This window comes from Frigoribacterium sp. AP1 (genome assembly GCF_056680555.1).
In genome coordinates, this window is the sequence record NZ_CM155288.1 from 1,582,820 (window position 1) to 1,609,032 (window position 26,213).

Sequence of the window (26,213 nt, forward strand, 5' to 3'; positions counted from 1 at the left end):
CCTGCCCTGCTCACCGACCCTCCCGAAGGACGACGCCCATGACCGACCCCACCCCCGCCGACCCGACGGCCACTCCTCCTGCTCCCGCCCACGCGCCCCACGCCGAGGGGCGGGCCGCACGCCTCTCGCGCTTCCTCAGCCGCGACACGACCGGCGGCCTGCTGCTGCTCGTGGCGACCGCGCTCGCGCTCGTCCTGGCGAACAGCCCGGCCGGCTCGTTCTACTCGGCCGTGCGCGACGTGTCGTTCGGACCCGAATCCCTGCACCTGGACCTCAGCGTCGGCACCTGGGCGGCCGACGGCCTGCTCGCGATCTTCTTCTTCGTCGTCGGTCTCGAGCTGAAGCAGGAGTTCGTCGCCGGCTCGCTGCGCGACCCTCGCGTGGCCACGCTGCCCATCGCGGCGGCGGTCGGCGGCGTCGTGCTGCCCGCCCTGATCTTCACGCTGGTCAACCTGAACGCCGGCCCCGACGCCCTGCAGGGCTGGGCGATCCCGGCCGCGACCGACATCGCGTTCGCCGTCGCCGTGATCGCCGTCGTCGGCAAGCGGCTGCCCCCGGCACTGCGCACCTTCTTGCTGACGCTCGCCGTGGTCGACGACCTGATCGCGATCACGATCATCGCCGTGTTCTACACGGCCGGCATCGCGTTCGTCCCGCTGCTGCTCGCCCTGCTGCCGCTGGCCGCGTTCGCCGTGCTCGTGCGGCGTGGGGTTCGCTCGTGGTGGCTGTTGATCCCGCTGGGCGTCGTCGCCTGGGCGCTGGTGCACGCGTCCGGTGTGCACGCCACCATCGCCGGCGTCGCCCTCGGGTTGCTCGTGCCGGCGGTCGCCACCGCTCGGGCCGGCGTGACGCACGTCGGCCCCGACGGCCACGAAGAACGCCACCCGTTGACGCATCACTTCGCCGAGAAGTGGAGCCCGATCTCGTCCGGCATCGCCGTGCCGATCTTCGCGTTCTTCTCGGCCGGAGTGACCGTCGGCGGCTTCGGCGGACTGACCGAGTCGCTGGGCGACAGCGTCGCGATCGGCATCGTCGTCGCACTCGTCCTCGGCAAGTCGATCGGCATCACGGGGGCGTCGCTGCTCGTCACCCGCCTGCCCGGCATCCGGCTCGACCCGAGCCTGCGCTGGGGCGACGTGCTCGGGCTGTCGTTCGTGGCCGGCATCGGGTTCACCGTGTCGTTGCTCGTCGGCGAGCTGGCCTACGGCACCGGCAGCGAGCAGGACGACGTGGTCAAGGTCGGCGTCCTCGTCGGCTCGCTCGTCTCGGCCCTGATCGGCGGTACGATCCTCGCCGTGCGCGGTCGGGCCCGGGCCCGCCTCGACGCCTGACGGGCCGCCGTCCGCCGAGAACCCAGGAACCCTCCGAGACCCCAGGAAGTCGCCGAGACCGCGGGGCGCGCACGAGGGTCTCGGCGAGTTCCTGGGGCCCGGCCGCCCTCCGTCCACCGTCCTGCGTCGGCCGGGCCGCGCCTCCTGCGGTCGCGTGCCTCGGTCACGGCAGCGCAGGAGGCGCGGGTCAGCCCGCGGGACGCGTCGCGACGATCGCCTCCGCGGCCGCGACCAGCAGCGACGTCATCTCGGGCGTGGCGCCGCTCGCGTAGCCGACCTGGAGCCACGATCCGTCGCTCAGGAGGTCGATGTAGCACGAGCTGCCCTCGCGGGACACGCAGGTGACCGTCGCGGCGTCGGCCCCGGCGACCGTCACGGCCCGGCTGTCGTCGGTGGGCTCGTAAGCCCACTCGCCACCGGGCACGATCGTCACGCGGAACTCGCCGAAGGAGCCCTCCGGGAGCGGCCCCGTGGGGGGTGCGACCCAGCGGCAGTCGAGCGACGAGTCCTTCGTGTCCGAGATGCCGTCGACGGGAGGCGTCGAGACGTGCTCGTCCGGGCCGACGAGCGCGGGCGATCCGAGGATCGTCGGGATCGACGTGGCCTGCAGGGAGGCGCACGCCGCGTCGGCCCAGACGGTCTCGGGCGGTTGCCAGGCGGCGGTGGGAGCGAGCCCGCCCAGCGTCGACGTCAGGCTCTGCAACGCTCCCGAGACGTCAGCCTGCGCCCCCGTCGAGTCCCAGCCGCTCGCGGTCGGGTCGAACGAACCGGACGTGTCGTCGAGGAACGACAGCGAAATCCACCACGGTGCCGACACGACGGAAGCGCGACACGACGCCATCCCGTCCTCGCCACACGAGATCGACGACGTCTGCCCCACGCCCAGGCCGGGTTCACCCGCGGCCCGACGCTCCGCGTTCCACCGCGAGCCGGTCGTCACGTCGTCCGACACCCGGACGGTCACGTTCGCGAACGAGCCCGCCGTCGAGGTCCAGACGCACGAGAGGACGCCCTGCTGTGCCAGCCCCGCCTGACCGGTGCGGTCGTAGTCCGACGGCAGCAGTGCCGGGGCGTAGACCGGGTCGGGCACGAACGAGGTCAGGTCGATGCCGCTCGCCAGCGTCGCGCAGTCGATCGGCGCCGACGGCACCGGCGCGACCACGGGTGCCACCGTCGGCGTCGGCCGTGACGTCGCCGTCGGCGTGACGGTCGGCGTCGGGGTGGGCGTGCTCGTCGGCGTCGCCGGTGCCGAGGCCTGGAACGGCGAGGGCAGCATGCCGAGCGCCAGGGCCCCCGAACCACCGCCGATCGCCAGCAGGGCGGCCAGGCCGAGGCCGAGGCCGAGGTTCCGGTTGCGCTTGCGACGCGGGGACTCCGTGGTGCGTTCGAGGACGTTCTGCTTCATCGTGACGAGCATGCTGTCCAGCTCGTCTCCGGTGGGGGGCTCAGAGTTCATCGTTCATCACCGCCTTCTTCTTCAGTCGCGATCGGGTGCGCGACACGCGTTGCGTCACGGCGCCGATGCTCAGGCCGACCTGGGCGGCGGCCTCGCCGTAGGGGCGCCCTTCGATCAGGCAGAGCTCGACGATCTGCCGGTCGACCGGGCCGAGGGCGTCGATCTCGTCACGGACCCACCGCAGCCGGTCACGCGCCTCCTCGCCGTGGTCCGGGGCGACGAGGTCGTCGGGCAGCTCGTCGGTGGCGGCACGGGCCTGCTTGCGGCGCAGGTTCGCGGCGTGGTTGCGGCAGACGACCAACAGCCAGGGCAGCAGCGAGTCCTCGGGCAGGTCGATCTGGTCGACCTTCTTCCAGAGGGTCACGAACGTGTCCTGCACGATCTCCTCGACGTCCATCCGGGTCGCCGCCAGCGCCCACGCGTAACGGGTCACCGTCGCGGCGTGCCGGTCGAACAAGGCCGACAGGGCCCGTTGGTCACCCCCGACCGTGCGTCTGACGAGCTCGTCGTCGCCCTCCGTGTCGTGATCCACGTCCACCCCCTTCACTAGAGGAGTGTCGCGGAACCGGCGAACCTGACACGGGACCTCGGACGGGTCGGCGGGCGTCCCGTCTCCGTCCCCCGAGACCCCGGGAAGTCGCCGAGACCCCGGGGCGCGCACGAGGGTCTCGGCGAGTTCCCGGGGTCCGACGCGGGCCCGTCAGGGGCCCGGCCACCTGGGGTGGGTACGGTGTGCGCATGACCTCGACCCGCGCCTCCGTCCTGTTCGTCTGCCAGAAGAACGGGGGCAAGTCGCAGATGGCCGCCGGGCTGATGCGTGACCTCGCCGGCGACGAGGTCACCGTCGTGTCGGCCGGCACGAAACCCGGCACGGACCTCAACGCGCAGTCGGTCGAGTCGCTCGCCGAGCTCGGCATCGACCTCGGCGACGAGCACCCCAAGGCCCTCACCGAGCAGATGGTGCGCGACGCCGACGTGGTCGTCGTCCTCGGTCAGGAGGCGCGGGTCGACGAGGTCCCCGGCACCCGGTTCGAGACCTGGGTCACCGACGAACCCTCGGAGCGCGGCATCGAGGGCATGGAGCGCATGCGCCTCGTCCGCGACGACATCCGCGCCCGCGTCGCCGAGCTGCACGCCCGCCTCTGACGCCGAGACCCCGGGGGGTCGCCGAGACCCCGGCACGCGCCGAGGGGTCTCGGCGATTTCCCGGGGTCTCACGCGCGAACGGAGGCGGTGGCGACCCCTCAACGTCACCACCGCCTCCCGGGCCGCCGCTGCCACGGCCACGGCCCACCCGCGCCGACCCCCACCGTGAACCGGGGGTCGGGCGGGAGTCGAGCCGCCTACCCCTTGACGCCGCCCGCGCTCAGGCCGGACTGCCAGAAGCGCTGCAAGAACAGGAACGCCACGACCAGCGGCAGGATCGACACGAACGAGCCGGTCAGCACGGTCGAGAACAGCACCTGGGCGCCGCCGCCGCCGGTGGCCGCCTGCTGCCACTGCGCCAGGCCGACCGTCGCCGGGAAGAGCGACGGGTCGTTCAGCATGATCAGCGGCAGGAAGTAGTTGTTCCAGGTCGAGACCAGCGCGAACAGCAGAACCGTGACGATGCCCGGCGCGAGCAGCCGCGACGCGATGGTCAGGAAGATCCGCAGCTCGCCCGCCCCGTCGATCCGGGCCGCCTCGAGCAGGCTGTCGTCGACCGCCTCGCTCGCGTAGACGCGCATCAGGTAGACGCCGAACGGGCTGACCAGCGACGGCAGGATGATCGCCCAGGGGGTGTCGACGAGGTTCGCCGCGCTGAACAGCAGGTAGGTCGGGATCGCCAGCGCCGTCAGCGGCACCATGACGGCGCCGAGGATCAGCCCGAAGACGAACGACTTGCCCTTGAAGACGTACTTGGCCAGCGAGTAGCCGCACATCGTGGCGAGCACCGCGGCACCGACCGAGCTGACGACGGCGTAGAGCACCGTGTTGCCCATCCACTGCACGAAGATGCCGTCCTGGAACGTGAACAGCTGCGCGAGGTTGTCGCCCAGGGCGAAGGTGCGGCCGAAGGCCAGGCCGAACGTCGAGAAGATGTCGCCGTTCGTCTTGGTCGCCTGGATCGCCAACCAGATCAGCGGCAGCAGGAAGTACGCCAGCGTGATCCACAGGAGCACGGTGAGGATCGGCGTCTTGCGCTTCGACCGCTCGACGCGACGTCGCGGGCGGCGCCGGCCCGCGCCTCCCGAGCTCTCGAGGCGGCGGACGGGGCGGTCGACCGACGTGGCCCCGGCGGTGTCGACGGGTGCGGGTGCGATCGTCACGACAGTCGCTCCTTGCGTGAGGTGGCGAGCTGCACCACGTAGCTGATGATCATGATGAGGAACCCCAGCAGGAACGCGATGGCCGCGGCGTAGTTGACGTCCTGGTTCTTGAACGCGACGTTGTACGCGTAGAGGTTCGGGGTGAAGTCCGAGCCGATCGCGTTGGGCGCGATGCTGTACAGCAGGTTCGGCTCGTTGAAGAGCTGGAACGACCCGATGACCGAGAAGATCACGGTCAGCAGGATCGCCGAGCGGATGGCCGGGATCTTGATGCTCCACGCCACCCGCCAGGGCCCGGCTCCGTCGATCTCGGCGGCCTCGTACATCTCGGTCGGCACGCTGCGTAGTGCGGCGTACAGCACGATCATGTTGTAGCCGATGAACTCCCAACTGACGATGTTCATCGTGCTGCCGAGCACGTTCTGCGGCGACAGCAGGTCGGGCGGGGTGAGCCCGAGACCGCTGATCACCTGGGCGATCAGGCCGGACTCGCGGCCGTAGAGGTAGCCCCACATCAGCGTCGCGACGACGCCGGGCACGGCGTAGGGCACGAAGATCGCGAGGCGGACGAACTTGCTGCCGGCGACCCGACCGGTGTCGAGGGCGAGCGCGACGAACAGGGCGATCACGAGCATGATCGGCACCTGCACGAAGAGGAACAGGGCGACCCGGCCGAGGCCGGCCCAGAAGCTCGGGTCGTTCAGCGCGCGGCTGTAGTTGGCGAGGCCCGAGAAGACCTGCCCGCCGACGAGCTGCGAGGTGAAGGTGCTCAGGTAGCCCGCGTAGCCGAGCGGCACGAGGAACATCGCCGCGAAGACGACCAGGAACGGGATCGCCAGCGCCCAGGCCGCGACGAGCTGCGGCCGGTGCAGCGAGCTCGTGCGCCGCGGGGTGGCGGGCTGACGGGACGAGGAGGCGCGGGTCGCGTCTCGACGAGGGGTGACGGAGGTGGACATGGGGGCTCCTTGCCGGGCCGAGGGGTGCCGCCCGCGGGCGGGCGGCACCCCGTGAGCGCTATTTGACGGTGAAGCCCTGCTGCTTCGCGTAGGCGGTGACGTCGTCCTGCCACGCCGTGAGGGCGGCGGACAGGTCGGAGTGGTCGGCGATGGCCTTGCCGAGCGTGTCGTTGAAGCTCGAGTAGACGTAGTCCATGAACGGCAGCCACTGGAAGTCGGTGCTGACCGTGTCCGAGACGCCGGCGAAGAGCTCGTTGACCTTCTGACCGCCGTAGAAGTCCGAGGCGGTGTCGGTGAAGTCGCTGCTCGACAGGGTGTCGGTCGTCGTCGGGAACAGGAACTGCTCGTTCGCGAAGGCCAGGGTCGACTCGGGGTCGCTGTTCAGGAACTTGCTGAACTCGGCCGCGGCGATCGGGTTCTGCGTGCCGGTGATGACGGCGTCGCTCGATCCGCCCCAGTTGCCCGAGACGTCCTCGCCGGCCTTCCACTGCGGGATCTTCGCGGCGGTCCACTTGCCGCTCGTGTTCGCCGCCGTGCCCTGCAGGAAGACGGGGCCCCAGGCGGCGGTCTGCCAGCTGGCGTACTTGCCCGACGAGAAGCCCTGGTACCAGGCGTCGTTGAAGTCGGCGTCGGTCGAGACGAGGTCCTTGTCGATGAGGTCCTGCCAGAAGGTGACGACCTTCTGCGTCTCGGTCGAGTCGAGGTCGATGCCGACGGTCTTGTCACCGTCGTACGAGAACGGCTTGGCGCCGGCCTGCCAGAACAGCCCGACGATCTGGCCGGGGTCGTTGCCGGGCAGGTTCGAGATGTACGAGTCGGTCTTGTCCTTGATCGTCTGCGCGTCGGTCGCGAAGTCGGCCCAGGTCTCGGGGGCCTTCGTCAGCCCGGCCTGCGCGTAGATGTCCGAGCGGTAGAGGTTGCCGAGCGGGCCCGAGTCCTGCGGCACCGACCAGACGCCGGTGTCGTCCGCGACCTGGTTCCAGACCCACGGGACGTACTTCGACTCGAGGTCCGCGCCTCCGTAGGGGGTCAGGTCGACGAGGCTGCCGGTCTGACGGAACGACGGGATGTACTGGTACTCGATCTGGGCGACGTCGGGCGCGCCCTTGCCGGCCTTGAGCGCCGTCCGCAGCTTCGGGTACTGCGCGGTGCCGGTGCCCACGTTGACGACGTCGACCTTGATCTTGGGGTACTTCGCCTCGAACAGGTCGACCTCCTTCTGGACGTCGGGCACCCAGGTCCAGAAGGTCAGGGTCGTGTCGGTGTCCATGGCCTCGTCGATGTCGGCCTGCGAGACGGGCGCGGTGTCGCCACCGCCACCCGCGCCTCCGCCGGACGGGGCGCAGCCGGTCAGCACGAACGCCGACACGACGGCGAGTGACACGAGCGCCTTTGCTGTGGTCTTTCTCTTCATGGTGGTTCTTCCTCGAGGGGGTGGGGGAGTGGTGCGGGGGTCGGGTGGTGCGGTCGGAGGGGCGGCGTGGCTCGCCTAGGACGCGGTGCCGGCGGTGGCGGCCCCGTCCGGGGCGGCGGCGTCGGCCTCGGGGCCCGCGTCGACGAGCTCGTAGACGTGGGCCGCGCGCGGGGCGAGGGTCAGGGTGGTGCCGGCGGCGACGACCTCGCGGGTCTCGAGGTCGCGGACCGCGGAGGGGGTGGTGACGGTGGCCTCGTGGGCCGACCAGTTCGACACGAACGCGAGCCCGGGGGCGTCGGCTCGTGAACCGGTGGTGACGGTGACCGTCTCGGTCGCCGCCCACGCGCCCGCCGCCGTGGCCGGCACGAGCCAGCGGGCGATCGAGCGCGAGAGCTCGGGGTTGGGCACGGTCGCGACGTAGCTGACGCGTCCGGCTCCGGAGGCGCGGGTCGTCAGCACCGCGTCGGCCCCGATCTCGGTCGGCGCGGCCCGCAGCACGACGGTGGCGTCCTCGACGTGCAGGACGTCGGCCCAGCGGGTGCCGGCCGAGCCGGGTTCGAGGGCGAAGGGTGCGTCGGCCGGGGCGGTGGCGGCGTCGGGGACCGGGCCCGCGCCTCCTGCGGTCGTGTCGTCGGAGCGCTCGGCGGTGCCGGCGTCCGCGACGTGGACGGCGAGGGGGGCGTCGAGGTTGGTGTACTCCTCGTACCAGACGCCCGCGGGGCCCGAGAGCCGGGCGGGGGCGGGGTCGCGGCGGGCCCGGGCGAGCTCGTCGCCGTAGGCCGTGCGGATGCCGATCACGAGGTGGCCGCCGGCCTCGGCGTAGGCGGTGAGCGCCGCCAGGGTCGCGTCGTCGACCACGTAGAGCGCCGGCACCACGAGCACGGGGTGCGTCGCCGCCAGCTCGGCCGGGTCGGCGGCGACGAACTGCGCCACGTGCTGGATGCGCACCTGCGCGCCGGCCTCGGCGAGCCCGCGGTAGTGCGCGTCGAACAGGTGCAGGTACGACTCGGGGTCGGGACCGCCGTCGGGCAGGGCCAGCGGCGGGTAGGTCTCGAACGACCACTTGGTCTCGGTCGACCAGAGCATCAGCACGTCGGCGTCGGGTTCGAGACCGTCGACCGAGCCGCCGACGGCCTTGAGCGTGGCGCCCAGGGCCGCGACCTCGCGGTGGATGCGGCCGGGACGCTGGCTGTGCGGCAGCACGCCGCCCCAGTAGGTCTCGACGCCGAAGTGCAGCGTGTGCCAGTGCCAGTACTCGACCATGCGGGCGCCGCGGGAGACGAGCGCCAGCGCGGCCTGCTTGATCTGCCCGTCGAACGGCGGGTGGTTCTGCCAGGGGCCGCCGATCGACTGGGCGTTCGTCTCGGTGACGAGGAAGGGGGCCTGCGCCGACGAGAACGCGCGGTCGCCCCACTGCTGCAGGGCCCAGACGCCGGTGTGCCACCAGCCGGCCTCGCGGGGCACCTCGACGCCGAGCGTCAGGCCGTCCTGCATCTTGTAATAGGGGTTGCCGGCCGTGACGTCGAGGCTCTCGACGAGCCGGTCGTCGGCCACCTGCGGGCGCGAGTACGAGATGCAGGTGGTGACGAACTGGTCGTCGCGGGCGTACTCGCGGACGACGTCGGCCTGCCAGGCGATCAGCTCGTCGGCCAGCTCGCCCTGGAAACGCCGCCATTCGAGGTCGTACTGCGGCTGCACGTTGCCGTCCGGACGCCAGAGCTGCGACCACTCGGTCAGGCGGTGCGACCAGTAGACCAGGCCCCACTCCTCGTTGAGGCGCTCGACCGTGCCGTACTTGCGCTGCAGCCAGGCGACGAAGCGGTCGAAGACCTGGTCGTTGCGCGGGCGCTCGTTGCCGGGCTCGTTGTCGACCTGCCAGCCGATCACGGCGGGGTGCCCGGCGTAGCGCTCGACGACCTTGCGCACGACGCGCTCGGCGTAGAAGCGGTAGGCGGGGTGGCTCTGGTCCATCTCCTGCCGGGCGCCCCAGCCGGCGCGGACGCCGGTCGTGCGCTCGGCGGCGATCTCGGGGTGGCGCACCTGCAGCCACGGCGGCACCGCGTAGGTGGGGGTGCCGAGCACGACGGCGATGCCGCGGGCGTGGGCGCCGTCGAGCACGGGCTGCAGCCAGTCGAGGTCGAACTCGCCCTCGCGCGGCTCCCACGTCGACCAGACCGACTCGCCCACCCGGATCACCGTGAAGCCCGCCTCGACCATCAGGTCGAGGTCGCGGTCGAGGGTGCCCGCCTGCTGGTACTCGGCGTAGTAGGCGGCTCCGAAGAGAACCCCGGAGTGGCGTGGTGCTGACGTCATCGTTGACCCGTTCGTGTGTGTCGGCTTCGGTGGCGACCGCCGACGTCACCCCGCGAGTGCTCGGGATGTCGATGGGATGTTGTCGATAACATCGGCGTCTGCGGAGAACGTAACCCACGCCCCGCCGCCTGCGCAAGACCCCACTTCCGACCCGCTCCCTCGCCCCCGCACCGCGCCTCCTGCCCTGCCCGGCCCTGCCCTGCCCTGCCCTGCCCTGCCCTGCCGCGCCCCGCCCTCCGCCCCCCGCCCTCCGCCCTCCGCCCTCCGCCCTTGATGTGCAAATCGCGACAGTCGGGGGCTGGCTCGGACTCCTGCGCGGAATCGAGCGGCGTGTCGGGCTCGAGTTGTCGGGATGTGCTCGCCTGACAGGTCACCGCCGGTCGGGTTCGGCACGTCGGGACGCTCGCGGCGGCGGACCGGCGACGAGGAGGTGCGGGTCGGGTCGAGCGCACGGCGGCGGACGGGCGACCAGGAGGCGCGGGTCGGCCCGCGCCCCGGGGCGTCAGCCGCGCGCGGGTGCGGTCGAGGCGCGCGCGACGAGGGACGGCACCGGCAGGCGGCTGGCCGTGTCGGGGCTCCGCCCCTCGATGCGGGCGATCAGCGACGTCATCACGTGCGCCCCCTCGAAGCCGAAGTCGAGCGCCACGGTGGACAGCGACGGCACCATGAACCGCGCCTCGGGGGTGTCGTCGTTGCCGACCACGCTGACCTCGTGCGGCACCGAGACCCCCTCGGCGGCGAGGGCGGCGAGCAACCCCATCGCCATGGCGTCGTTGGCGACGGCGACGCCGGTGAAGTCGTCGGTGCGGGCGGCGAGCCGCAGGCCGATGTCGTAGCCGGCCGCCGCGGACCAGTCGCCGACGTCGGTGACCGTCACCGCGCCTCCGGACGCGGTCGTGGCCCGGTGGAACCCGTCGGCGCGCTCGCGGGCGGCCAGCCACTGCTCCGGCCCGGCGACGTAGGCCACGCGGCGGTGGCCGAGGCTCGCGAGGTGCTCGGCCGCGACCCGGCCCGCGTGCTCGTTGATCGACTCGGTGGTGCCCTCGACCATCAGCCCGAAGTCGCGCGCCACGGGCACGGAGATCGCGCGGCGTTCGAGCGCCGACCGGGCGACCGCGGTCTGTGCGGTGACGACGATGCCGGCGATCTGCTGCCCGAGCATCAGGTCGAGGGCGTCGTCGACCGAGCGCTCGTCGACGCCGTCCATCGACACGATGTCGGTGACGTAGCCGAGCGAGCGTGCGGCCTCGGTGGCCCCGGCGATGGTGCGGGCGGGGCCCGACTGCTGCATGTTGTCGGCGAGCAGCCCGATGCGGTTCGTCCGCTGCAGGCGCAGGTAGCGGGCCGCCGAGTTGGGGCGGTACTCGAGCTCGGCGAGTGCCTGCTCGACCTTCTCGCGGGTGGCGGGACGGATGCCCTCGAAGCCGCGCAGGAACCTGCTGACGGTCTGGTGCGAGACGCCCGCGCGCTTCGCCACGTCGTAGATCGTGGCGTCCTTCATGTCCCGAGGGTAGCGGTGCCTCGTGCCCCGCCGGGGTGTCGGATGCGCGAGACCCCACGAAGTCGCCGAGACCCACCGGCGCGCACGGGTGTGTCGGCGCGTTCCCGGGGTGTGGGCGCGTTCCCGGGGTGTGGGCGAGTCCGGCTAGGCGGTGCGCTCGATCTCGCGGGTGATGCCGACGAGCACGCGCCGCATGTACGGCGCCCAGGCGAAGCGGACGATGCCGCGCACGATCGCCCCACGCCCCGGTCGGGCGAAGAACGAGTAGGTCCAGTCGACCCGGGTGCGTCCGCTGGGCGTCGCCCGGTAGCTCCAGTCGGCACGGCCGCCGGTCACCAGCCGCCCGAGCAGCCCCGTGAACTCGCTCAGCTCGTAGACGAAGACCCCGTCGGGCTCCACGCGCACCAGGCTCTCGACGACGCTGCTGCCGTCCGACAGCTCGAGTCGTCGGGTGCGACCCACGGTGTCCCACGGGCCGGTCTGATCTCGCACGGCGACGACGGCCGGGATCACTCCCGCCCGCGGATAGAACCCGACGGGGGTCAGCGGCGTGCCGATGCTCCACGCTCGGTCGAGGGAAGCGGCGGCGACGCGCGCGGTGCTCGCGCTCGCGGTGACGGTCATGCCGGGCATTCGGAACGGAGGGCGCGAACGACGGGACGGGTCCTCCCCAGGCGCCCCGCGCCTCCTGACCGTCCTCTGAGGAGGCGCGGGTCGACTCCCGAGGACGCCGGACGAGAGCAGACTGGCCGCGTGAAGACGACGACGTTACCCACCACCGACCGCCCCGCCTCGACCATCGTCCTCGGGCTCATGCGCATCTCGGGCATGACCGACGACGCGATCCGTGAACTCGTGGCCGAGGCCCGAGACCTCGGCATCGACTTCTTCGACCACGCCGACGTGTACGGCGACCACCCCCACCACTGCGAGCAGCGCTTCGGCGACGCCGTCACCCTGACCTCGTCCGAGCGCGACGCGGTCCAGTTGCAGAGCAAGGTCGGCATCCGCGACGGCTTCTGGGACTTCTCGACCGAGCACATCCTCGAGTCGGTCGACGCCTCGCTCGCCGCCCTGCGCACCGACCGCCTCGACGTTCTGCTGCTGCACCGGCCCGACGCCCTCGTCGAGCCCGACGAGGTGGCCGCGGCCTTCGACCAGCTGCACTCGAGCGGCAAGGTGCGCCACTTCGGCGTCTCGAACCACACGCCCGCCCAGGTCGAACTGCTGAAGCGCAGCGTGACGCAGCCGCTGATCGTCAACCAGGTGCAGCTCAGCATCACCCACGCCCCGCTGATCGCCGCGGGCGTGGCGGCCAACATGGCGGGGCTCGACCAGTCCGTCGACCGCGACAACGGCATCCTCGACTACAGCCGTCTGAACGACATGACCCTGCAGGCCTGGTCGCCGTTCCAGAAGGGCTTCTTCGACGGCGTGTTCCTCGGCGACCGCGACGGCTACCCCGAGCTCAACGACGTCATCGACGAGCTCGCCACGACGTACGACGTGCCGCCGTCGGCGATCCCGGTGGCCTGGATCACCCGGCACCCGGCCGAGATGCAGGTCGTGCTCGGGACGACGAGCGTGGCACACCTCCGCGACAGCGCCGCGGGGTCCGACGTGCCGCTGACCCGGCCCGAGTGGTACCGGCTCTTCACGGCGGCCGGGCACACGCTGCCGTAGCGAGCCGGGCTGGCACGTTGGGGAGCCGGGAGCCGGGCGCCGGGCGCCGGGCTGCGCTGCGCCCGTCGCTGCGCTGCGCCGGGCGACGGGCTGCGCTGCGCCCGTCGCTCCGCTCCGCTGCGCTGCGCTGCGCTGCGCCGCGTTGCATTGCGCTGAGCCCGTCGGTCCGCCCCCCTTCCTTTTCCCCCGTTCGCCGCCACGAAGTGGACACGACGCCACGAAGTGGTCACCCCGCCATCTTTTTTCGTGGCGGGTTGACCACTTCGTGGCGGGGTGGCGGGGTGAACTGCGCGGCGCAGCATCGGGCCCCGCACAGCGCAGCGCCGCGGCGCCGGGCTGCGCGGTGCGGCGCCCGTCGGTCCGCATCCTCATCCCCTCCCCCCCCGCTCGCCGCCACGAGGTAAACAAACCGCCATCCTTTTGCGTGGCGGGTTGTTTACTCCGTGGCGGGGTGGCGGGGTGGCGGGGTGGCGGGGTGGCGGGGTGGCGAGCCGAGCCGAGCCGAGCCGGGCCGAGCCGGGCCGCGCGGGCCGCGCGGGCTGCGCGGGCTGCGCGGCGCAGCCCCGCGCGGGCCGAGAGGGCGGTGGGCCGCGTGCGGGGTCACACGCCGACCGGCGCGGAGGGAATGTCCTAGGGTCGACAGGGCGTTGGGACGCACAGATCGGTGCAGAGGCCGAGGTGCCTCCCGCGCCCCGCCCGCACCCCGAAGGGACCATCGTGACCCAGCCCAAGATGAACGTCGAGTCGTTCAACCTCGACCACCGCACCGTCGCCGCTCCCTACGTGCGCGTCGCCGACCAGAAGACGCTGCCGCACGGCGACGTCATCACCAAGTTCGACGTCCGGTTCACGCAGCCGAACGAGGCGCACCTCGACATGGCGTCGGTCCACTCACTCGAGCACCTCTTCGCCGAGCACTCGCGCAACCGCTCGGGCGACGTCATCGACTTCTCGCCGATGGGCTGCCAGACCGGGTTCTACCTGATCCTGCAGGGCGACCCCGCGATGGACGACGTCCTGTCGCTCATCGAGGGCACCCTCACCGACATCACCACCGCCACCGAGGTCCCCGCGGCCAACGAGGTCCAGTGCGGTTGGGGCGCCAACCACACGCTCGAGGGTGCGCAGGGCGTCGCCCGCGACTTCCTCGCGGCCCGCGACGAGTGGTCGACCGTCACCCGATGACCGGGACGCACGCCGCGCCTCCTGCCGACGGGGTCGCGGCGCTCGCCGCACCCCCGATCATCGTGATCGTGGCGATGGCCGACGAGGCCGCGCCGTTCGTGTCCCGGGCGTCGCGCGTCGACGAGCCGGTCGCCGTCGGCGGGTCGCTGCAGCGCGTCGTCGAGATCGACGGGGTCGAACTGCTGCTCGTGCAGAGCGGCATCGGGTTCGTCAACGCGGCCGGGGCGGCCACCTCGGCCATCGTGCGGGCGGGATCGCTCGAGGGCGTCGTGCCGACCGTCATCAGCGCCGGCACCGCCGCGGGCATGGGAGTCGGCATCGAGATCGGCGACGTCGTCGCGGGCTCCGAGTACGTCAACCTCGACGCCGACGCGCGCGTGTTCGGTTACCGGCTGGGACAGGTGCCCGGCATGCCGGCCAGCTTCCACGCCGACCCGGCCCTGATGGAGGCGGCGGTCGCCTACGACACGTCGGTCTCGTCGGTCTCGTCCGACACATCGACGGCGGGTGAGGCCTCGGGCGACGGTGTCGCGTCGAGTGCGTCGAGCGCGTCGAGCGCGTCGGGCGGCGGCTGGGCCGTGCGGCCCGGGTTGATCGCCTCCAGCGACGCGTTCATGACCGCCGAGCGCGTGATCGGCGTGCGGAGCGCCTTCGCCGACGTCGTCGACGTGGACGCCGTCGACATGGAGTCGATGGCGATCGCCCAGACCTGCCACGTCCACCACGTGCCGTTCGTCTCGGTGCGCGGCATCAGCGACCTCGCCGGTCCGGACGCCCACGACGTGCACGACGAGAACCTCGCCCTCACTGCCGGGCGCTCGGCGGACGTCACGCTGCACCTCGTCCGGGCGATCACCGCCCGCTGAGCAGGTGGCCGCGGCGCGGCGTGCGCCGTGCGTCGCGCTGCCCGGCGATGGGGCTGGGTGCTGTTCCGATCCTCGGCAGCCAGCCCGCGCCTCCTCCTCGATGCACCCGGTTTCGAACGATGCACCCGGTTGCTCGTGGGTGCATCGTTCGGAACCGGGTTCATCGGCACCCGCCGCGCCGACGTCACGAGCCTGAAACACGCGTGCCGTCGCGACGAAACCCGCGTTTCGTACTCTGACGACGACCACCCGGCATCCCCACGATCAGGAGTCCCGATGTCCCAGCCCTCGTCCGTCCCGGCTGCCGCCGGCGGCGCGCCCGTCGACACCGTCGAGAAGCACCCCGTCGACCGCGTCCCCCCGCTACGGAGGCTCTTCCCGCTCGGCCTGCAGCACGTGCTCGCGATGTACGCCGGGGCGGTCGCTGTCCCGCTGATCGTCGGTGGAGCACTGGTCGGCATGGGCCAGCTCGAGCCCGGCGACATCGCGTACCTGATCAGCGCCGACTTGTTCGTGGCCGGCATCGCGACCATCGTGCAGTCCGTGGGGTTCTGGCGCTTCGGGGTGCGGCTGCCGTTGATGCAGGGCTGCACCTTCGCCGCCGTCGGGCCGATGATCGTGATCGGCGGCGAGTACGGCATCACGGCGATCTACGGCTCGGTCATCGCGAGCGGCGTCTTCATGATGCTGCTGGCGCCGTTCTTCTCGAAGCTCGTGCGGTTCTTCCCGCCGATCGTCACGGGCACGGTGATCCTGATCATCGGCGTCTCGCTGATGGACGTCGCCGCCGGATGGGTCGGAGGAGGCACGGGTTCCGACGACTTCGGACGTCCCCTCGACATCGCCTTCGCCGCGGGCACCCTGCTGCTGATCATCCTGATCGAGCGGTTCGCGCCTCCTGCGCTCCGCCGCCTGTCGATCCTGCTGGGACTCGTCGTCGGCACCCTCGTGGCGTGGCCGTTCGGGCTGACCGACTGGAGCGGCGTGGGCGAGAGCGCCTGGTTCGGCCTCGCGCTGCCGTTCCACTTCGGACTGCCGACCTTCCCGGTGAGCGCGATCGTGTCGATGTGCATCGTCGGCCTGGTGATCATGACCGAGACCACCGGCGACATCATCGCGGTGGGTGAGATCGTCGACCGGCCGGTGACGCCGCGTCGCCTCGCCGACGGGCTGCGGGCCGACGGGCTGTCGACCGTCATCGGCGGCGTCTTCAACACGTTCCCGTACACCGCCTTCGCGCAGAACGTCGGGCTGGTCAGCATCACGGGCGTGAAGTCGCGGTACGTGGCGACGCTGGCGGGCGGCATCCTCGTGGTGCTCGGGTTGGTGCCCGCGCTCGGCGCCGTCGTCGAGGGCGTGCCGGTGGCGGTGCTCGGCGGGGCGGGCGTCGCGTTGTTCGGGATGGTCGCGGCGAGCGGCATCCGGACGCTGTCGACGGTGCGGTTCACGAACAGCAACATCCTGATCGTGGCGGTCGCCCTGGGCGTGAGTCTGCTGCCGACGGTCAGCCCCGAGATCTACGCGCAGTTCCCGACCTGGTTCACGATCGTGTTCGACTCGGGCATCAGCGCCGGGGCGATCGTCGCCGTGCTGCTCAACCTGCTGCTCAACTCGCCGCGGGTGCAGGCACGCGACGAGGGCGCGGACCGTGACGTGTCGGCGCACGACGCCGTGCGCGGACCCGCGGCACCGGCCGGTGTGACCGAGCGCGAGGTCTGAGCCGGGGCCCGGGCCGCCCCGCCCGCGTCGCACCGTCGACTGAACGTCGCACCGCCCATTTCGGCAGTGCGACGTTCAGTTCGCGGTGTGACTCGTGATCCGGTACGTGCCGGATCAGGCTCGGAGGGAAAGTGGCCCGGCGCCGCGGTTCGGCGCGGCTCAGCGCCCGCCGGCGAGGCGCCAGAGACGGTCGCGCGACATCGGCAGCTCGTGCGGCCGCACGCCGAGGGCATCGCGGATCGCGTTCGCCAGGGCCGGTGCCACCGGGTTGTACGGCGCCTCGCTCATCGACTTGGCACCGAGCGGGCCGAGGTCGTCGTGCGTGGTCGCGAAGTGCACCTCGGTCTGGGGCACGTCGCCGAACTTGGGCATCCGGTAGTTGCGGAACGCCGTCGTCAGCACGCGTCCCTCGTCGTCGAGCATCATCTCTTCGTAGAGCGCGGTGCCGATCGCCTGCGCCGTGCCGCCCTCGACCTGACCGCGCAGCTGCTCGGGGTTCAGCACCACGCCGGCGTCCGCCGCCTGCACCGAGCGCAGCAGGCGCACCTCGCCGCTCGCCCGGTCGACGGCGACCTCGAAGCCGTGCACGTTGAACGCCACCGAGCGCGGGGTGCCGTCGTGGGCCCCGTCGGCGGTGAGCGGACCGTCGGCCAGCAGCCGCTCGCTCGAGACGAGGACGGTCGCGTCGACACCGGGGCCGACCCGCACCACGACGCCGCCCGCGACCACCTCGGGGGCGGTGCCGGTGTCGACGGCGTGACCCGCGCCTCCTGCGATCGCCAGGGCGCGGTCGACCATGGCCGCGCGCAGCTTGTGGGCCGCGGCGAGCAGGGCCTTGCCCGCGACGACGACGCCGGCCGAACCGTAGGCCCCGGTGTCGTAGCGGGCCACGTCGGTGTCGGACTGCCGGACGACGACCCGGTCGGGCGTGGTGCCGAGCGCCGAGGCGACGAGCTGGGTGTGCACCGTCGTGGTGCCGTTGCCGAACTCGGCCGTGCCGACGCCGATGTCGTAGCGGCCGTCGGGCAGCAGCTCGATCGAGGTGTCGGCGAAGTGACCGCGCGGCGGGATCGTCGCGATCATGGCGAGGGCCATGCCGCGCCCGGTCGACCAGGTCGGGCCGACGGGGGCAGGAGGCGCGCCCGCGGGTGCAGGAGACTCGAGCGCCTGCTCGACCAGGTCGAGGCACTGGTCGAGTCCGTAGCTGCCGATCAGCAGGTCGCTCTCTTCGTCGGGGTCGGTGACCACCATCGGGTCGCCGGGGACGATCACGTTGCGGCGGCGCAGCTCGAACGGGTCGATGCCGAGCTCGCGGGCCAGTTCGTCCATCGCGGACTCGACGGCGAAGACGACCTGCCCGAGCCCGTACCCCCGGAACGCCCCCGAGGGCAGGTTGTTCGTGTAGACCGACTCGGCGTCGACGCGCTTGTTCGGGCAGCGGTAGACGCTGGTCGACTCGTGCACCGAGTGGTACATGACGCCGACGCCGTGGTTGCCGTAGGCGCCCGTGTCCATCAGTTGGTCGACGTGCAGCGCGGTCAGCACCCCGTCGCTCGTCGCGCCGACCCGCACGCGGACCCGCATCGGGTGGCGGGTCGGGGCGATCGTGAACTCGTCCTCGCGGGTGAACTCGTACTGCACGGGCTGACCGGTGCGCAGCACGGCGAGGGCGACGAGGTCCTCGGTGATCAGCTCCTGCTTGCCCCCGAAGCCACCGCCGACGCGGGCGGCGAAGACCCTGACCTGCTCCTGTGGCAGTCCGAAGACGTGAGCCAGCTCGTCCCGCACGAGGAACGGCACCTGGCTCGCCGTTCGGATCACGAGGCGTCCGTCGTCGTCGAGCCAGCCGCGTGAGGCATGCGTCTCGAGGGCTCCGTGCGAGACGCGCTGCGTGCGCCAGGTTCCCTCGACCACCGCGTCCGCCGCCGCCAGGCCGGCCTCGACGTCACCGGTCTCGTCGTGCATCGCGGCCACGGTGTTGCGCTCGGGGAACGCGATGCGCGACACCTCGCTGGTCTTCTCGCCGTGCAGCAACGGGGCCCCGGGCGTGCGCGCCGTCTCGGGGTCGAACACGGCGGGCAGGGGCTCGTACTCGACCACGATCGCCGCCAGGGCGTTCGTCGCCGTGCGGACGTCGTCGGCGACGACCGCGGCGACGCGCTGCCCGCGGAACCGCAGCACGGGGTCGAGGACGAGTCCGTCGTCGGGGTCGTCCTCGCGGTCCTCGTGGCGACCGGTCGAGAACAAGGTCGCGGGGGAGTCCCGGTGCGTCAACACCAGGTGCACCCCGGGCATGGCCTCGGCGGCGCTCGTGTCGATCGCCGTGATGCGGGCGTGGGCGTGCGGGCTGCCGAGCACGGCGAGGTGCAGCAGCTTCGTCGTGCTGCGGAAGTCGAGCGTGTAGGGCTCGCTGCCCGACACCACGCGCATCGCCGCCGGAGCCTTCACCGATCGACCGGCCGCGTCGCCGTCGGCCGGGGCCACCGTGTTCGAGACGCCGCAGATCGCGTCGCCGATCGCCCGGTACCCCGTGCACCGGCAGAGGTTTCCCTTCAGGAGGCGCGGGAGGTCGTCCGCGTCGGCCTCGGTGAACGTCGAGGCCGTCACCACCATGCCGGCCGTGCAGAAGCCGCACTGGAACCCGGCCGCGTCCGCGAACGCCTGCTGCACGGGGTGGGGGTGCTCGGAGGTGCCGAGACCGGCCGCCGTCGTCACGGCCCGACCCTCGAGCCGGTGCGCCGGGTAGATGCACGAGTGCACGGGCTCGCCGTCGACCAGCACCGAGCAGGCGCCGCAGTCGCCCGCGTCGCACCCCTTCTTGACCGAGTGGACGCCGTTCTCGCGCAGCACCGTGCGCAGCACCTGACCGGGTGCGAGGTCGGCGTCGAGGGGCAGGCCGTCGACCTCGAACGTGACGTGTCTCGGAGTCATCGCGCGCCTCCTTGGCTCGTGGCGGTGGGCGGGGTCGACCTCGCTCGCGCGGCCGCGCTGCGGGGGTCGTGGGTCGCCTCCCGGTGAGGTCGTGCCCGGCCGACGGGGACGAGCGCGGCGGCGGCCGGCTGCGCGAGCTCGACGCGCAGCTCGTCGGCGAACCGGGTGCTCATGGCACGACGCCAGTCGGGATCGCCGTGGGGGTCGGAGTACCAGCAGTCGACCCGGGCGACGGCGTCGGCCAGGGCCCGTTCGCCGGGCACCTCGTCGAAGCGCAGCTGGACCGGACGCGTCGTCCCCGCCGTGATCGTGACGACGAACTCGCCGTCGAGACCGAGCCGGGCCGTGACCAGCGTGCCCGAGCGGCCCAGGGGGCTGAGCGAGATGCGCCGGAACCCGGTGCGCGAGCGCAGCGAATCGACCGGCACCTCGAGGGCGCGCAACACCTCGCCCGGCTCGAGGGCGTTCTGCACCACCCCGGTGACGAAGGTGGACACCGGCTGACGGCGCTCACCGCCGTCGGTGGTCCACACGAGGGCCGTGGCGTCGAGGGTCGCCATGAGCGAGGTCATCGCCCCGGCCGGCAGCCCGAGGGCGACGTTGCCGCCGACCGTCGCGACGTTCCAGATCTTGAACGAAGCGAGCAGCGAGTTCGCGCACTGGTCGATCAGCGGGTGGGCGACCCAGTCGTCGTCGGCAGGCAGCCGCAGCAGCGCGGCGATGGTGCAGGTGGCGGCGATGCTGACGACGTCGCGGCCGTCGGTGGCGCTGCCTCGCTCGACGGGCGTCCACCCGAGCGAGGTCAGGTCGACCAGGCCGGTCAGCCCGGGTTGCCGTTCGGAGAACAGCCACGTGCCGCCGCCGAGGGGGCGTTCGCCGGGCGCGAAGACGATCTCGTCCCGGCGCGACGGGGTGCGGATCTCGCGAAGGGTGGTCAGGTCCATGGGAGCACCCACTCTGCACGACCGGGGTTTCGAGCATGTGTCGGCTCGCTCGGCGTCGAACGACCGGCGCCGGGGTGCTGCCGGCGGCCCGGCGTCCGCGTCGGGTGGAGGGCCGGGGCCGGGGTCGGGGTCGGGGTCGCGGTCGCGGTCGCGGTCGCACCACCGTTGCGTCGTCGAACCACGCCAGCGGGAGGTTCGACGACACGAACGTGGTGCGAGCTGCCACCCGCCACGATTCGCACGGGCGTCGCATCGCCCGACACCCGGGAGGCGCGGGTCGGCCGGCCGCTCCCGTCGCGTCGGGGCACCGTCGCTAAGGTGTGCGTCATGATCGAGCTCGACGACGCCACCCTGCGTTCGCACCTGCTGGCCGCCCTGAACGTCGAGCGGTGGGCCGACGACGTCGCCGCGCAGTCGCCCTTCGCCGACGCCGACGCCTTGATCACGGTCGCGGCCGCTGCGGCGACGCCGCTCAGCGCCGCCGAGATCGACGAGGCGATGGCGCACCACCCGCGGATCGGCGAGAAGCCGGTCGGCGACGGGGCCGCCCAGGAGTTCAGCCGACGCGAGCAGGGCTCGGCGGCCGACGCCGACGACGAGACCCTCGCGCAGCTGTTGGCCGAGGGCAACGTCGCGTACGAGCAGCGCTTCGACCGGGTGTTCCTGATCCGCGCCGCCGGTCGGAGCCGGGCCGAGATCGTGGGCGAGTTGCACCGGCGGCTCGGGCTCGACGACGACACCGAGCTGCGCATCGTCGGGGCGGAGCTGCGCGACATCGCCTTGCTTCGGCTGCAGACGACCTTCGCCGAGCCGGCACCCGCCGAGCCGGACGCCGAGCCGGCACCCGCCGAGCCGGCGTCCACCGGCCGCACGGACGAGGCCGGCGCATGAGCCACGTCACCACGCACGTCCTCGACGCGGCGCTGGGCCGCCCGGCGGCCGACGTCCCCGTCGCGCTCTTCGACGCCCAGGGAGTCGAACTCGCCACCGGAGTCACGAACGCCGACGGGCGCGTGCCCGAGCTCGGCCCGGACACCCTGCCCGCCGCCGACTACCGACTCGTCTTCGACACCGCCGCCTACTTCGCGGCGTCGCAGCGTGACACGTTCTACCCGCGTGTGACGATCGACTTCAGCCTCGCCGACGAGTCGAGCCACTACCACGTGCCCGTGTTGCTCAGCCCGTTCGCGTACTCGACCTATCGCGGCAGCTGACCCCCCTCGCACGGCGGCTCAGTAGTCGGTGCGGTGGTCGTGGGTCAGCCACGCCTCGAACGGCGCCGGCGCGTTCGTCGGGCGCACCTCGTCGACGGGGAGGTCCCAGGTGGACCGGTCGCGCGCGAACAGCTCGTAGAACTCGAGGTCGTCGAAACCGCCACGCGCGGCGTCGTGCCGGTCGGCGGCGTACACGACCCGGTCGACCCTCGCCCAGAGCGACGCCGAGAGGCACAGCGGGCACGGCTCGCACGAGGTGTAGAGGGTCGTGCCGGCGAGGGAGAAGTCGCCGACCGCCTGGCAGGCCGCGCGGATCGCGGTGACCTCGGCGTGCGCGGTCGGGTCGAGGTTGGCCGTCACCCGGTTCTGCCCCTCGGCCACGAGTTCGTCGCCCCGGACGATGACGGCCCCGAACGGCCCGCCCCCGTTCGCCACGTTCTCGACGGCCAACTCGATCGTGCGCGCCAGCCAGCGGGCGTCGTCGGTTCCGGTCACGATGTCTCCTCGGGGTGCGGCGGGTGCGGCGGGTGTCGCGGGTGTGGGGTCGGTGGACTCGACGACGCTCATGCGAGGCCCGCGGACGCACGCCAGGCGTCGTGGGCCGGCGGCGCGTCGTCACGCAGCACGGTGGCCTCGATCAGACCGTACGGGCGATCGGCGGCCCAGAAGACCTCGCCCGGGTTCTCGAGGCCGAAGGGGGAGAGATCGTAGGCGAAGTGGTGCTTGTTCGGTGCCTTGAGGCGCACCTCGACGATCGAGGGGATCGCCTCGAGGACCGCCGTGCCCATGTGCCACAGGGTCTGCTGGAGGGCGAGCGACTGCAGGGTGGCGAACTCGCGGACCATCAAGCGCTTGACCTCGGCGTACGTGGCCTCCCAGTCGACGTCGGTCGTGCCGAAGCGCCACTTCGCGTCGAGCGCCGTCGCCATGACGCGGTCGTGCGTCTCGGGCAGGGTCGTGAACTCGTCGGTCAGGAACCCGGCGAACTCGGAGCCGGTCGACTTGAGCAGGACCAGGTCCTTCAGGCCGCCCACGACGTACTCGCCGGTGTCGTCGACCGTGACGGCGGCGGTCCGGACTTCTTGCCCTGAGCGCAGCCAGGTGTGGTCGTGCTCGGTGCCGTCGACCACGGCCCGCTGCCAGTCGTACTGCTCGATCTCGATGCGGGCACCCGTCACGGGCTCGACGTCGTGCACGAAGTGGCGGGCGAGCTCGAGCCCGAAGCGCTCGACGGCCTCGACGCCCTTCGACTTCGCGAACGCGAACGCGGTGTTCTTCTGGGTGTCGGTCGGCAGGACGGCGCTCTGGTCGCCGCGGAGGTACGCCGCGTCGAAGGGGCCGCGCAACGCCGTCGTGACGTTGACGTCGCGGATCTCGTGCCGGGGCCCGTCGCGGTAGAAGCGCACGAGTCGCGACTCCGCTTTGCCGTACTGGTTGTCGCCGAGGATGATCGCCATGCGGCGATGATCACACAACCGTGTGAACGACTTGTTTCACGATGGACGAATTGTGAACAACTCGTTTCAGAAGGCTTGTCGGGACGAGGCGTCCACTCGCTACTGTGCTGGGCATGGCGATCTCCGAGGCGACCCCAGCACCCCCGTCGGGCCCCGTTCCTGCGACTCCGATCCTGCAACCCCTGTCGCCGGGCGACCGTGACGGAGCCGTCCCCTACATGCCCGCGACACTCGCCACGACCCTGTGGGGGCGCTTGCCCTGTGCCTCCGACGAGCCCGTGCTCACGATCGACCCGGGCACGGCCGTCCTCATCGACACCCTCAGTCACGAGGGCGTGCTCGACGACCAGGGGCGTGACCCCCGGGCCTTCTTCGCCCGTCACGGGGTGCCTGCCGACCACGTGCTCGACGACGCGGTCGCCCTGGCCGCCGCGGGCGACGAGCGGCACGGCCGAGACCCCGCCGCCGACGGCCCGCACGTCGTGACGGGGCCCATCGCGATCCGAGGGGCGCAGCCCGGCGACGTCGTCACGATGACCCTGCTCGACGCGACACCACGGGTGCCCTACGGCATCATCTCGAACCGTCACGGTCGCGGCGCCCTGGCCGGCGAGTACCCGCTCGAGGCCGGCCCGGTCAGCGTCTTCGCGGCCGTCGACCACGAGCCCGACGGCTCGCTCGTCGGCACCCTGCCGCTCGTGCCCGGCGCCGAGCACACCGTGCGGTTCCCCCTGCACCCGTTCCTCGGCATCATGGGGGTCGCCGTCGCGGGCGACGAGCGACCGCACTCGGTGCCACCGGGCCCACACGGGGGCAACGTCGACATCGCCCTGCTGACCGAGGGCGCCTCCCTGCACCTGCCCGTCCAGGTGCCCGGGGCCCTCGCCTACGTCGGTGACCCGCACTTCGCCCAGGGCGACGGCGAGGTCGCACTCACCGCGATGGAGGCCAGCCTGCGCGTCACGGTCCGCTTCGACCTCGTGCGGCGTGCCGAGGCCGTGACACTGTTCGGCGAGATCGCCGGGCCGCTGGCCGAGACCGCCGACCTGCTCGTGCCGACCGGCCTCGACGAAGACCTCGACGAGGCGGTCCGCGCCTGTGTCCGCGCGGCGATCGACCTGCTCGAGGCCCGCTACGGCATGGACCGCAGCCTCGCCTACGCCTACCTGTCGGCCGCGACCGACTTCGACATCTCGCAGGTCGTCGACCTGGTCAAGGGCGTCCACGCCCGCATCCGCAAGGCGGACTTCGGTGGTTGACGCGACGCCCACCGACCTGCTCGGCCCCGAGGAGGCACGGGTCGGCTCGGGCACCGTCCCCACGACCGTCGAGGGTGACCTGCCCGACGGCCTGCTGGCCGCCTTCGACGCCTACGAGCGGGCGCTCGCCGCCGACGACCAAGCCGCGCTCGCCGCAGCCTTCGAGCCGACCGCCACCGTGATGCGAGCCGACGTCGGGGGTCTGCTGGTCGGGCACGACGCCATCACGGACTTCCGAGGCAGGCGCGGGTCGGGTCCGGTGCGTCGTGTCGTCGAGTGCCACGTGCGGGTCCTCGACGCCGACACCGCCCTGGTCGTGTCGGTCAACGCCCCGGCCTCCGGTGGGCGCGGTGTCGTCACGCAGCTCTGGCGCCGCGAGTCGGGTTCGGGGTCGCAGGGTGCTCACCCGTGGCGGATCGCGTCGGCGCAGGTGCAGGCGTCGCCTCCGGCGATCGACCGCCGGGTCTGGCGGGTCGTGGGCGAGCCGCTCGTCTCGGGACGGCGCGACGACGGCGTGACCGGCACCGCGCCTCCTGGGGGCTCTCGGGTGCTCGCCGGCGAGACCGTCGCCGTGAAGGACCTGTTCGCCGTCTCGGGCCACCCGATCGGTGCCGGGGTGCCCGCTCGTCTCACCGGTGCGACGCCCGAGACCCGGCACGCGGCCGCGGTGCAGCACCTGCTCGACGCGGGGGCCGACCTGCGCGGCATCGCCCAGACCGACGAGTTCGCCTACAGCATCGCCGGACGCAACTCCGCCTACGGCAACCCACCCAACCCCGCCGTGCCCGGGGCTATCTCGGGTGGTTCGACGAGTGGCCCGGCGGCGGCCGTGGCCCTCGGGCAGGTGAGCATCGGCCTCGGCACCGACACGGGCGGGTCGCTCCGGGTGCCCGCGTCGTACCAAGGGCTCTGGGGTCTCCGCACGACGCACGGGGCCGTCGACCGCACCGGGCTGCTCCCGCTCGCGCCGAGCTTCGACACGGTCGGCTGGCTGACCCGGGACGTCGACACCCTCCGTCGGGCGGCCGAGACGTCGTTGCCCGTGGCCGACCAGGTGCCGGTCGAGCCGTCGTACGTGGTCGACCCCGGACTGCTCGCCTCGGTCACGCCCGAGGTGCGTGCCGAGTTCGGGCGGGCCCTCGACGAGGCGACCGTGGCGGGACGCATCGAGCGTCCCGAGCCGCTCGTGCTGGGCGACGTCGCACAGCTGTTCGAGCTGTTCCGCGTCGTGCAGGCCTTCGAGGCTTGGCAGTCCGACGGCGACTGGATCACCGCGCATCCCGGCGAACTCGCGCCCGACGTGGCGTCCCGGTTCGCGTTCGGTTCGACGGTCTCACGGCAGCGAGCCGAGGAGGCGCGGGTCGCCCTCGACCACGAACGTCACCGTCTCGAGTCCCTCCTCGACGGGCGGGTGCTGCTCCTGCCGAGTGCGTCCTCGGCCGCGCCCTCGCTCGGGGCGACCCCCGCCGAGGTGGACGCGGTGCGCTCGGCGACGCTCGGTCTCACCTGCGTCGCCGGCGTGCTCGGCGCACCTGCCGTCTCGGCACCCGTCCTCGAGGTGCCGACGGCTTCCGGGCGACGGGCCCCCGTCGGGCTGTGCCTCGTGGGGCCGCGCGGGTCGGACTCGTCCCTGCTCGACCTCGCGGCGACCTGGGCGACCTGATGCTCGCCGCTG

General features: G+C 72.4%; 22 protein-coding genes. 10 read left to right on the plus strand and 12 right to left on the minus strand.

The window, feature by feature from the left end:
• Positions 1–38 precede the first annotated feature (38 nt).
• Positions 39–1,331, plus strand: a complete 1,293-nt coding sequence (nhaA, locus tag AC1MBW_RS07615; protein WP_480026024.1) for a Na+/H+ antiporter NhaA — start codon at positions 39–41, stop codon at positions 1,329–1,331.
• A gap of 187 nt (positions 1,332–1,518) precedes the next feature.
• On the opposite strand, the gene AC1MBW_RS07620 is transcribed toward nhaA, so the two are convergent.
• Positions 1,519–2,787, minus strand: coding sequence for a hypothetical protein (locus AC1MBW_RS07620; RefSeq protein ID WP_480026025.1), 1,269 nt, complete (start codon positions 2,785–2,787; stop codon positions 1,519–1,521).
• Positions 2,777–3,319, minus strand: coding sequence for an RNA polymerase sigma factor (locus AC1MBW_RS07625; RefSeq protein WP_082460151.1), 543 nt, complete (start codon positions 3,317–3,319; stop codon positions 2,777–2,779). The genes AC1MBW_RS07620 and AC1MBW_RS07625 overlap by 11 nt, the downstream gene beginning before the upstream one ends.
• Before the next feature lie 206 nt (positions 3,320–3,525).
• Between AC1MBW_RS07625 and AC1MBW_RS07630 the strand changes: the two genes are divergently transcribed.
• Positions 3,526–3,933 (plus strand): arsenate-mycothiol transferase ArsC, encoded by a 408-nt coding sequence (locus tag AC1MBW_RS07630; protein WP_054146295.1) that lies wholly within the window; start codon positions 3,526–3,528, stop codon positions 3,931–3,933.
• Between the two features lie 197 nt (positions 3,934–4,130).
• On the opposite strand, the gene AC1MBW_RS07635 is transcribed toward AC1MBW_RS07630, so the two are convergent.
• From AC1MBW_RS07635 to AC1MBW_RS07660, 6 genes are all read right to left on the minus strand, one after another.
• A complete protein-coding gene (locus AC1MBW_RS07635; RefSeq protein ID WP_054146294.1) occupies positions 4,131–5,090 on the minus strand; it encodes a carbohydrate ABC transporter permease in 960 nt (319 codons plus the stop codon).
• A gap of 2 nt (positions 5,091–5,092) precedes the next feature.
• Positions 5,093–6,052 carry a carbohydrate ABC transporter permease gene (locus AC1MBW_RS07640; protein ID WP_071256095.1) on the minus strand — a complete coding sequence of 320 codons (960 nt, stop codon included), beginning with the start codon at positions 6,050–6,052 and terminating at the stop codon, positions 5,093–5,095.
• Positions 6,053–6,110: 58 nt separating this feature from the next.
• The gene (locus tag AC1MBW_RS07645; RefSeq protein WP_054146282.1) at positions 6,111–7,466 is read right to left on the minus strand and encodes an ABC transporter substrate-binding protein; all 1,356 of its coding nucleotides are present in this window, start codon (positions 7,464–7,466) and stop codon (positions 6,111–6,113) included.
• A gap of 75 nt (positions 7,467–7,541) precedes the next feature.
• Entirely contained in the window at positions 7,542–9,779 is a 2,238-nt protein-coding gene (locus AC1MBW_RS07650; protein ID WP_480026026.1) for a beta-galactosidase, read from the minus strand.
• 502 nt (positions 9,780–10,281) lie between these two features.
• Complete coding sequence (locus tag AC1MBW_RS07655) at positions 10,282–11,280, minus strand: LacI family DNA-binding transcriptional regulator (protein WP_054147328.1); 999 nt, start codon at positions 11,278–11,280, stop codon at positions 10,282–10,284.
• Between the two features lie 144 nt (positions 11,281–11,424).
• The gene (locus tag AC1MBW_RS07660; protein ID WP_480026027.1) at positions 11,425–11,904 is read right to left on the minus strand and encodes an SRPBCC family protein; all 480 of its coding nucleotides are present in this window, start codon (positions 11,902–11,904) and stop codon (positions 11,425–11,427) included.
• 129 nt (positions 11,905–12,033) lie between these two features.
• Here AC1MBW_RS07660 and AC1MBW_RS07665 point away from each other — a divergent pair, with 129 nt between their 5' ends.
• The 4 genes from AC1MBW_RS07665 (at position 12,034) to AC1MBW_RS07680 (ending at position 16,733) form a co-directional block, all read left to right on the plus strand.
• Positions 12,034–12,963, plus strand: coding sequence for an aldo/keto reductase (locus AC1MBW_RS07665; protein ID WP_480026028.1), 930 nt, complete (start codon positions 12,034–12,036; stop codon positions 12,961–12,963).
• Between the two features lie 732 nt (positions 12,964–13,695).
• Positions 13,696–14,148 (plus strand): S-ribosylhomocysteine lyase, encoded by a 453-nt coding sequence (locus AC1MBW_RS07670; protein WP_043597358.1) that lies wholly within the window; start codon positions 13,696–13,698, stop codon positions 14,146–14,148.
• The gene (locus AC1MBW_RS07675; protein ID WP_480026029.1) at positions 14,145–15,014 is read left to right on the plus strand and encodes a 5'-methylthioadenosine/S-adenosylhomocysteine nucleosidase; all 870 of its coding nucleotides are present in this window, start codon (positions 14,145–14,147) and stop codon (positions 15,012–15,014) included. The genes AC1MBW_RS07670 and AC1MBW_RS07675 overlap by 4 nt, the downstream gene beginning before the upstream one ends.
• Before the next feature lie 276 nt (positions 15,015–15,290).
• Positions 15,291–16,733 carry a nucleobase:cation symporter-2 family protein gene (locus AC1MBW_RS07680; RefSeq protein ID WP_082383523.1) on the plus strand — a complete coding sequence of 481 codons (1,443 nt, stop codon included), beginning with the start codon at positions 15,291–15,293 and terminating at the stop codon, positions 16,731–16,733.
• 159 nt (positions 16,734–16,892) lie between these two features.
• On the opposite strand, the gene AC1MBW_RS07685 is transcribed toward AC1MBW_RS07680, so the two are convergent.
• Together AC1MBW_RS07685 and AC1MBW_RS07690 are read right to left on the minus strand one after the other, a co-directional pair.
• The gene (locus AC1MBW_RS07685) at positions 16,893–19,664 is read right to left on the minus strand and encodes a molybdopterin-dependent oxidoreductase (RefSeq protein WP_480026030.1); all 2,772 of its coding nucleotides are present in this window, start codon (positions 19,662–19,664) and stop codon (positions 16,893–16,895) included.
• The gene (locus AC1MBW_RS07690; protein WP_480026031.1) at positions 19,661–20,608 is read right to left on the minus strand and encodes an FAD binding domain-containing protein; all 948 of its coding nucleotides are present in this window, start codon (positions 20,606–20,608) and stop codon (positions 19,661–19,663) included. The genes AC1MBW_RS07685 and AC1MBW_RS07690 overlap by 4 nt, the downstream gene beginning before the upstream one ends.
• A gap of 327 nt (positions 20,609–20,935) precedes the next feature.
• Between AC1MBW_RS07690 and uraD the strand changes: the two genes are divergently transcribed.
• Both uraD and uraH read left to right on the plus strand, forming a co-directional pair.
• Positions 20,936–21,499: a 2-oxo-4-hydroxy-4-carboxy-5-ureidoimidazoline decarboxylase gene (gene uraD / locus AC1MBW_RS07695; RefSeq protein ID WP_480026032.1), complete on the plus strand. Its 564-nt coding sequence runs from the start codon at positions 20,936–20,938 to the stop codon at positions 21,497–21,499.
• Complete coding sequence (gene uraH / locus AC1MBW_RS07700; protein ID WP_480026033.1) at positions 21,496–21,822, plus strand: hydroxyisourate hydrolase; 327 nt, start codon at positions 21,496–21,498, stop codon at positions 21,820–21,822. Before uraD ends, uraH begins: the two co-directional genes overlap by 4 nt.
• A gap of 18 nt (positions 21,823–21,840) precedes the next feature.
• Here uraH and AC1MBW_RS07705 read toward each other — a convergent pair whose 3' ends face one another.
• Positions 21,841–22,320, minus strand: a complete 480-nt coding sequence (locus tag AC1MBW_RS07705) for a nucleoside deaminase (RefSeq protein WP_480026088.1) — start codon at positions 22,318–22,320, stop codon at positions 21,841–21,843.
• Between the two features lie 65 nt (positions 22,321–22,385).
• Positions 22,386–23,279, minus strand: a complete 894-nt coding sequence (pucL, locus tag AC1MBW_RS07710) for a factor-independent urate hydroxylase (RefSeq protein WP_043596242.1) — start codon at positions 23,277–23,279, stop codon at positions 22,386–22,388.
• Between the two features lie 113 nt (positions 23,280–23,392).
• Between pucL and AC1MBW_RS07715 the strand changes: the two genes are divergently transcribed.
• Together AC1MBW_RS07715 and AC1MBW_RS07720 are read left to right on the plus strand one after the other, a co-directional pair.
• Positions 23,393–24,538 (plus strand): acetamidase/formamidase family protein, encoded by a 1,146-nt coding sequence (locus AC1MBW_RS07715; protein ID WP_480026034.1) that lies wholly within the window; start codon positions 23,393–23,395, stop codon positions 24,536–24,538.
• Positions 24,531–26,201 (plus strand): AtzH-like domain-containing protein, encoded by a 1,671-nt coding sequence (locus tag AC1MBW_RS07720; protein ID WP_480026035.1) that lies wholly within the window; start codon positions 24,531–24,533, stop codon positions 26,199–26,201. The genes AC1MBW_RS07715 and AC1MBW_RS07720 overlap by 8 nt, the downstream gene beginning before the upstream one ends.
• The last annotated feature ends 12 nt before the right edge of the window (positions 26,202–26,213 follow it).